Origin of the sequence: Acidovorax sp. HMWF018 (assembly GCF_003061035.1) — a bacterium.
Lineage (GTDB): Bacteria > Pseudomonadota > Gammaproteobacteria > Burkholderiales > Burkholderiaceae_C > Acidovorax > Acidovorax delafieldii.
In genome coordinates this window covers 1-6,494 of record NZ_QAIM01000089.1, presented here as the reverse complement: position 1 = coordinate 6,494, position 6,494 = coordinate 1, and the positions used below count along the sequence as shown (strand labels likewise).

Annotated in this window: 9 protein-coding genes; 5 read left to right on the top strand and 4 right to left on the bottom strand. The window is 65.4% G+C overall.

Annotation, left to right across the window (positions count from 1 at the left end; all coding sequences use genetic code 11):
* Positions 1-575 precede the first annotated feature (575 nt).
* Together DBR23_RS29155 and pobA are read right to left on the bottom strand one after the other, a co-directional pair.
* Positions 576-818, bottom strand: a complete 243-nt coding sequence (locus tag DBR23_RS29155) for a hypothetical protein (protein WP_146191215.1) — start codon at positions 816-818, stop codon at positions 576-578.
* A 336-nt stretch (positions 819-1,154) separates the two neighbouring features.
* Positions 1,155-2,327, bottom strand: a complete 1,173-nt coding sequence (pobA, locus tag DBR23_RS03105; RefSeq protein WP_108497285.1) for a 4-hydroxybenzoate 3-monooxygenase — start codon at positions 2,325-2,327, stop codon at positions 1,155-1,157.
* Between the two features lie 213 nt (positions 2,328-2,540).
* Here pobA and DBR23_RS03100 point away from each other — a divergent pair, with 213 nt between their 5' ends.
* From DBR23_RS03100 to DBR23_RS03090, 3 genes are all read left to right on the top strand, one after another.
* Positions 2,541-3,422, top strand: a complete 882-nt coding sequence (locus tag DBR23_RS03100; protein ID WP_108497284.1) for a helix-turn-helix domain-containing protein — start codon at positions 2,541-2,543, stop codon at positions 3,420-3,422.
* A 99-nt stretch (positions 3,423-3,521) separates the two neighbouring features.
* Positions 3,522-3,899, top strand: a complete 378-nt coding sequence (locus DBR23_RS03095; protein WP_015012067.1) for a VOC family protein — start codon at positions 3,522-3,524, stop codon at positions 3,897-3,899.
* A 38-nt stretch (positions 3,900-3,937) separates the two neighbouring features.
* Complete coding sequence (locus tag DBR23_RS03090) at positions 3,938-4,366, top strand: VOC family protein (RefSeq protein ID WP_108497283.1); 429 nt, start codon at positions 3,938-3,940, stop codon at positions 4,364-4,366.
* A gap of 9 nt (positions 4,367-4,375) precedes the next feature.
* Here DBR23_RS03090 and DBR23_RS03085 read toward each other — a convergent pair whose 3' ends face one another.
* Positions 4,376-4,825, bottom strand: coding sequence for an Lrp/AsnC family transcriptional regulator (locus DBR23_RS03085; protein WP_056057187.1), 450 nt, complete (start codon positions 4,823-4,825; stop codon positions 4,376-4,378).
* Positions 4,826-4,926: 101 nt separating this feature from the next.
* Here DBR23_RS03085 and DBR23_RS03080 point away from each other — a divergent pair, with 101 nt between their 5' ends.
* On the top strand, positions 4,927-5,547 hold the full coding sequence (locus DBR23_RS03080) for a LysE family translocator (RefSeq protein ID WP_108497282.1): 621 nt from the start codon (positions 4,927-4,929) through the stop codon (positions 5,545-5,547).
* Between the two features lie 101 nt (positions 5,548-5,648).
* Positions 5,649-6,188 (top strand): EVE domain-containing protein, encoded by a 540-nt coding sequence (locus tag DBR23_RS03075; RefSeq protein WP_199227619.1) that lies wholly within the window; start codon positions 5,649-5,651, stop codon positions 6,186-6,188.
* Positions 6,189-6,287: 99 nt separating this feature from the next.
* On the opposite strand, the gene DBR23_RS30225 is transcribed toward DBR23_RS03075, so the two are convergent.
* Positions 6,288-6,494: hypothetical protein (locus DBR23_RS30225; RefSeq protein ID WP_108497281.1), on the bottom strand; the 207-nt coding region annotated here is incomplete at its 5' end.

The window sequence follows — 6,494 nt, the reverse complement described above, 5'->3', positions numbered from 1 at the left end:
ATGCGGAGTTCGACAGGACAGCCGACTACTCGTTGAAATATGAGTGCGGTGCAATTGAAAACGCAAGCTTGAATCAGGCAGTGATTGATGTGCTAGAAGGCACTCAGCCGGCCTTCGGGAATCGGCGCGGAAAGTACACCACCGTCGCTTGAGGTGGGCACTGAGAGAGCTAGGCCGAGGCATTTCAGCGTGCTTTCACGGCCTATAGGTCAGCACCAGTTGGCATGGCTTTGGTCGCTGGACGTTGGTAGGGCTCTGAGCCCCATCCGACCACGCCGAAGGTGAGTCGCTTTTTTTGATTCGCTCCGGCAATCGACGCTGCGAGACCACTACATGAAATGATGAGCGCACAACCGGGCGCTCTGCGCAAGGCTCGCATTATCGGAGTGCACTTGCTTCAGCGCGTCCTCTATTTGGTGTCCTTCGCCGCGCGATTCGCGCGAATACGACCGGCAGCTTTGAGACAACGAGATTACGACTGCTGATTTCGCTTCAGAGCCGACTCGCTACTTGCGGTAGTAGAGCGGGCGGTTTCAACTGGCCTGAGCCATCCAGACCAGCGGGGCAGCTGCCGCCTACTCCGGCGTACCCGGCGTGCGTGCAGTAGGCTTTTGCGATCTGCTGGCCTCTTCCTTCGCCTTCTTCCCTTGGTCGTGGTGCCACTTGATGGCGTAGAACATGCAGGTGCCAAACACGAGCACCTTGAAGGTGATGAAGACTATCGGGACCCAATCCATTGTTGATGGCTTTCCTGGTTGTTGATGGGCGCCCACTACCGTCCAGTGCAGCGCCTCAAAACGCTGCGTCAGCAGCTTCATCGTGTTCAAGCCATCGTCGAATTGCACATCGACAGCACGGGGCCAATGATCTGAAAACTTGGTGCGATGCTATCGGGCCTGCTGTGTGGGCGTAAGCATCAGTTCTGCCTAAATTTTGCGTAGCAGATGAATATTGCCGTGCAGGGCGGCTGCATGAAAAGCGGCGTTGGAATGAGGTTCGCATGAAGCCGCAGTGTGCAGGCCATAGGGCGCGCCGCGTGGGCAGACGGAACGCCGGTTGCACGCAACGCCTTCCGGGCACACACAAAAGAAGAAGCCTGCATGAGAGAACCCCATGCAGGCCTTTGATTAGATAGCTGTGCTACTGCCAGGTGCTCAGAACGGCAACCCCACATAGTTCTCCGCCAGCGATCCCAGCGCCTTCTCGGACGAGAACAGATACGCCAGGTCCGTGTCCTGCAGCTTCTGGTCGTAGGCAATCGAATCCGGGAAGGTGTGCAGCATGGTCGTCATCCACCACGAGAAGCGCTGGGCCTTCCATACGCGGGCCAGGGCCTTTTCGGAGTATTTGTCGAGGCCGGTGCTGTCGCCATTTTGGTAGTGCGCGACCATGGCGTGGTACAGGTAGTAGATGTCCGACGCCGCGCTGTTCAGGCCCCGCGCGCCGGTGGGCGGCACGATGTGGGCGGCGTCGCCCGCCAGGAACAGGTTGCCATAGCGCATGGGCTCGGCCACGAAGGAGCGCAGGGGGGCGATGGACTTTTCGATGGAGGGGCCGGTGATGAGCTGTGCGGCCACCTCGGCGGGCAGGCGGCGTTTCAGCTCGGCCCAGAAGGCTTCGTCGGACCAGTCTTCCACGTTGTCGGTCAGCGGCACCTGGATGTAGTAGCGGCTCAGCACCTGCGAGCGCAGCGAGCACAGCGCAAAGCCGCGCTCGTGCTTGGCGTAGATCAGCTCGGGCGAGACGGGCTTGGTGCGCGAGAGCACGCCCAGCCAGCCGAAGGGGTAGACCTTTTCATACTCCTTGAGCACGTCGCGCGGGATGGACTTGCGGCTCACGCCGTGGAAGCCGTCGGCGCCGATGACGAAGTCGCAGTCAATGCGCACCACCTCGTCGCCACTGCGGTAGGTCACATACGGGTTGGCGCTTTTGAGGTCGTGCGGCTGCACGTCTTCGGCGTTGTGGATGACGATGCCGTTCATGCGGTCGCGCGCTTCGTATAGGTCGCGTGTCAGCTCGGTCTGGCCGTAGACCACTACGGAGCTGCCGCCGCTGTACTTGTGCAAATCGACCCGGTCCATCTTGCCGTCGTGGGCAATGATGAAGCCGTCGTGGATCTCGCCTTCCTTGTCCATGCGCTCGCCGCACTGGGCCTCGCGCATGAGTGCGGCAAAGCCATGCTCCAGCACGCCGGCGCGGATGCGGCCCAGCACGTATTCACGGCTTTGGCGCTCCAGCACGATGGTGTCGATGCCCTTGAGGTGCAAGAGCTGCGAGAGCATGAGGCCCGAGGGGCCTCCGCCGATGATGCAAACCTGGGTTTTCATGGTGTCTCCTTTGTGGCGAGCGACTCACAAAACTCCCCTGGCGTTGTTGTCCCGCCTTGCCGTACTACTTGTACTGTCTGCGGCAGGACGCCTGGCCAGGGCGCTTCGCTGAGTTGTGTGAGCCGCTCTGTTGGGTTGATGACATGGGTCAAAACGACCACCCAAAGATACGTGGCACAGTCGCCGCGTTGAATGGACGGATGGAGCCAGAACATGCACTTTTCGAACATCGGAACCATCCACTCGTACAGCCTGTTCGGCGAGTCGCAGCACCTGCCCGATGTGCTGCACTGCGAGACGATTGCCGAGCGGTCGGCGCTGCACGACTGGGAGCTGGCGCCGCACCGGCACCAGCGGCTGCACCAGGTGCTGCTGATCACATCGGGCGGGGGCGTGGCGCACCTGGATGGCGAGCGGGTGCCGTTGTTTGCCGGTGCGCTCATCAACGTGCCGCAGGGGCATGTGCACGCATTCCGCTTTACGCAGCACACGCAGGGCTGGGTGGCCACGCTGGCGGACGAGCTGATGGACGAGATTTTTGTGCGCGTGGGCGATGTGCGGCGCGACCTGGCGCGGCCCGCCGTGGCGCCTGCGCCGCCACAGCTGCACCAGGCCATGGGCCAGGTCTGGCAGGAGTTCTCGGGCCGGGCCAAGGCGCGTGCGCTGGTGCTGCGGGGCCTGAGCGCCACGCTGCTGGGCTGGGTGGCGCGCGCGATGGAAGACCACAGCCCGGACGACACCCACGCGCCAGAGTCCAGCCTGGTGCAGCGGCTGGAGGCGCTGATCGAGGCACATTTTCTGGAGCACTGGCAGGTGGCCGACTACGCGCGGGCGCTGGCGGTGTCGCCCACGCACCTGAGCCGCGTGGCGCGTGCTGCCACGGGCGTGTCGGCCCAGCGGCTGATTGAGGCGCGGCTGATGCGCGAGGCGCGGCGCAACCTGGCCTACACCCACCTGGGCGTGGCCACTATTGCCTACACGCTGGGCTATGCCGACCCGGCGTACTTCACCCGCGCCTTCACGCGCGATGCGGGGCTGTCACCGCGTGCGTTTCGGGCGCAGGTGGCGGCGTCGGCGCCCGCTCCGGCAATGTGATGCGGGGTGACAGGCTGCTGACACTCCGCTGTCAGCAGCCCCCGCTCACCATCGGGGCTTCTTTCTTTCCATCACCCATTGAACGACAAGGAGCCTTTCATGAAAAACGCCATCGCCTGGTTTGAAATCCCCACCACCCAGCTGGACCGCGCCCAGGCCTTTTACGAGGCCGTGCTGGGCCAGCCCATGCGCCGCGAGAACATGGGCCCGAGCGAAGGCGCCGTGTTTGCCTACGACCCCGAAGCCGATGGTGCAGGCGGCGCGCTGATGATGGGCCCCACGGCGCCCCAGGTGTCGGGCAGCGGCACACTGGTGTACCTGGACGCATCGCCCTCGCTCGACGCCGCGCTGGACCGCGCGGTGGCCCAGGGCGGCCGCGTGGCCCTGCCGCGCCAGGCGCTGCCGCCGGGCATGGGCTTCTTTGCGCACATCCACGACCTGGATGGCAACCGCGTGGGTCTGCACGCGCTGGCTTGAAGCCACAACGCACCGACGGTCTACGAAAGGAGCACAGCATGGAAGCGCAAGAAATCCACCGGGGCAGGTTGTTTGACCATGTGCAGCTGGTCGTGCGCGACCTGGCGGCCAGCCAGGCCTTCTACACGGCGGTGCTGGAGGCCCTGCAGGTGCCCATGGGCGGGGCGGACGAAGGCTACTTCTGGGCGGACGAACTGTTTGTGTCGTCGGCCGACAGCCCTGCCGCTCAGGGCCACCTGACAGGCCGCGCGCACCTAGCGTTTCAGGCCCGGGACCGGGCGATGGTGCATGCCTTCTACCAAGCCGCACTGGCCCACGGCGGCACCGACAACGGCGCGCCGGGCGAGCGGGCTTACCACCCCGGCTACTACGCCGCCTTTGTGCTGGACCCGGATGGCAACAACATCGAGGCGGTGTTCCATGGCGACGCGCAGCGCAGTGCGGCGTCGGTGAAGATCACGTTCTGAGCGTGTGAGTCAGCCCACCTCCGGGCGGGCCAGGCCGCGCAGCGGGATGGGCGTGGAGAACACGATGGACGTGCGCGTTTCGCCATAGCCGTTGATGTCGCCCAGAAAGCGCTCCAGATCGGGCAGATCGCGCGCCACGACCTGCATCACATACGAGTCGTTGCCGCTGACGTGGTGGCATTCAAGCACCTGGGGCGACTGGCGCAGCTTGTCGATCAGCGCCTTCTTGCCGGGCTGCGGCACGTTGATGCCCACCACCGCGCGCACGCCGTAGCCGACCTTGGCGGGGTCGATGTCGGCATGCACGCCGCGCACCACGCCCGCCTCTTGCAGGCGGCGCAGGCGCTCCAGCGTGGCGGGCACCGACAGGCCCACGGCCTCGGCCAGTTCCTTGAGCGAGGCGCGGCCATCGGCCTGCAGCGCGCTGATCAGGCGCCAGGCTTTGTCATCCACTTCCATAAAAGCCTTTATCGATTGGCACAGAAAAAAACGAAACCCAATGCGGGATTCGCCGAATTTTCTGCATTCTCCACCGCCCGCTGCCGCCCTAGCATCGGTGCATGGACTTCACCTCAATCACCGTGTTTCTGCAAGCCGCCGTCATCGGCGTGCTCATTGCAGCCCCCGTGGGCCCCATTGGCCTGCTGACCATGCAACGCACCCTGGAGCGGGGCCTGGCGGCTGGGCTGGCCACGGGCCTCGGCGCCGCTGCGGCCGACGCGGTGTATGGCGCCGTGGGCGCTTTCAGCGTGCGCTGGCTGATTGACGGGCTGACACAGGCCAGGACGCCGCTGGCGCTGGGCGGTGGCGCACTGCTGCTGGTGCTGGCCTGGCGCACCTGGCACGCGCCGGTGGCCCACACCGCCGCATCAGCCCGCGATGCGCGGGGGCTGCTGGGCCTGGCGGCCGGCACGTTTGCGCTGACGCTAGCCAACCCGGCCACCATCGTGTCGTTCATTGCGGTGTTTGGCTCGCTGGGTGGCGGCCGGCCCAGCCTGCCGTCGCCGCTGTGGATGGTGGCGGGCGTGCTGGTGGGCTCTGCCGCCTGGTGGCTGCTGCTGACCGGCGCGATTGCCTACCAGCGGCAGCGCTTCACGCCGGCCTGGCGCCAGCGCATCAACCGGGCCTCGGCCCTGCTGCTGGGCGGGTTTGCGTTGTGGCAGTGGGGGCAACTGGTCTGAGTACCCCTGCGGTGCTGACTGAGATGCTGCAAAGGTACTGACACTGCGGTGTCAGCACCACGCCCGCACCATTGGTGGCTTCTTTGACCAGGAGCTCTCTCATGACCGACGCCGTGCTGCAACACCCTCTTTGGCCGGATGCCGCGCCTGCGCGCAACGACATGCCTGTTTCGGCAGCGACCTCTGCGGCCGCCACGCGCCGCAACTGGATCGCCGTGGCCTGCGCCCAGCACGCCCGCCGGGGCTGTGCCACGCCGGGCGCGGGCTACATGCAGGTGTGCCATGGCAAGGTGGCGCCGCTGCAGCGCATCCGGCCCGGCGACCGCGTGGCGTACTACGCGCCGACGGTGACCATGGGGGGCAAGGACCGGCTGCAGGCGTTTGTCTCCATCGGCATCGTGTTGCCGGGAGCGCCGTATGCGTTTGACATGGGCGGCGGGTTTGTGCCGTCGCGGCGGGACGTGGCCTATGTGCCTGCGCGCGAGGCGGCGATTGCGCCGCTGCTGGACGCGCTGGAGTTTGTGGACGACCGCCAGCGCTGGGGCGGCACGTTCCGGTTTGGGCTGTTTGCCATCAGCGACCACGACATGCGCCTGATTGCGCAGGCGATGCAGGCCGAGCTGCAATTACTACATTTTTGATAGCACCTCAGGCAATAAGCACTAGCGCATCCGCGCCCAAAAGGCTTCAAGAGGATCGCAAACAGCCCCGTGGGGCCCTCGAACAGCCGCAGGCAGGCGTCAGCACACCGCCATCAGCGTGTCCACCACCCGGCGTTGGGCGGCGGTCAGGGCGGTATAGCCTTCGCGCAGTAGTCGCAGCACGATCGCGTGGATTTCAATTTCGCTAGCGGGCATGGTCTTCTCCTTGAACGGCAACAGTGGGCGGCCGCCGCAGGGGCTGGCCGATGACATGGGCGCCTGCCACGACAAAAAGAGGCGGGCGCC

Excerpts from the sequence above, each read along its gene's own strand:
- DBR23_RS29155 (WP_146191215.1), bottom strand. The coding sequence starts at position 818 with ATGAAGCTGCTGACGCAGCGTTTTGAGGCGCTGCACTGGACGGTAGTG.
- DBR23_RS03075 (WP_199227619.1), top strand. The coding sequence starts at position 5,649 with ATGACCGACGCCGTGCTGCAACACCCTCTTTGGCCGGATGCCGCGCCT.
- DBR23_RS03080 (WP_108497282.1), top strand. The coding sequence starts at position 4,927 with ATGGACTTCACCTCAATCACCGTGTTTCTGCAAGCCGCCGTCATCGGC.
- DBR23_RS03085 (WP_056057187.1), bottom strand. The coding sequence starts at position 4,825 with ATGGAAGTGGATGACAAAGCCTGGCGCCTGATCAGCGCGCTGCAGGCC.
- DBR23_RS03090 (WP_108497283.1), top strand. The coding sequence starts at position 3,938 with ATGGAAGCGCAAGAAATCCACCGGGGCAGGTTGTTTGACCATGTGCAG.
- DBR23_RS03095 (WP_015012067.1), top strand. The coding sequence starts at position 3,522 with ATGAAAAACGCCATCGCCTGGTTTGAAATCCCCACCACCCAGCTGGAC.
- pobA (WP_108497285.1), bottom strand. The coding sequence starts at position 2,327 with ATGAAAACCCAGGTTTGCATCATCGGCGGAGGCCCCTCGGGCCTCATG.
- DBR23_RS03100 (WP_108497284.1), top strand. The coding sequence starts at position 2,541 with ATGCACTTTTCGAACATCGGAACCATCCACTCGTACAGCCTGTTCGGC.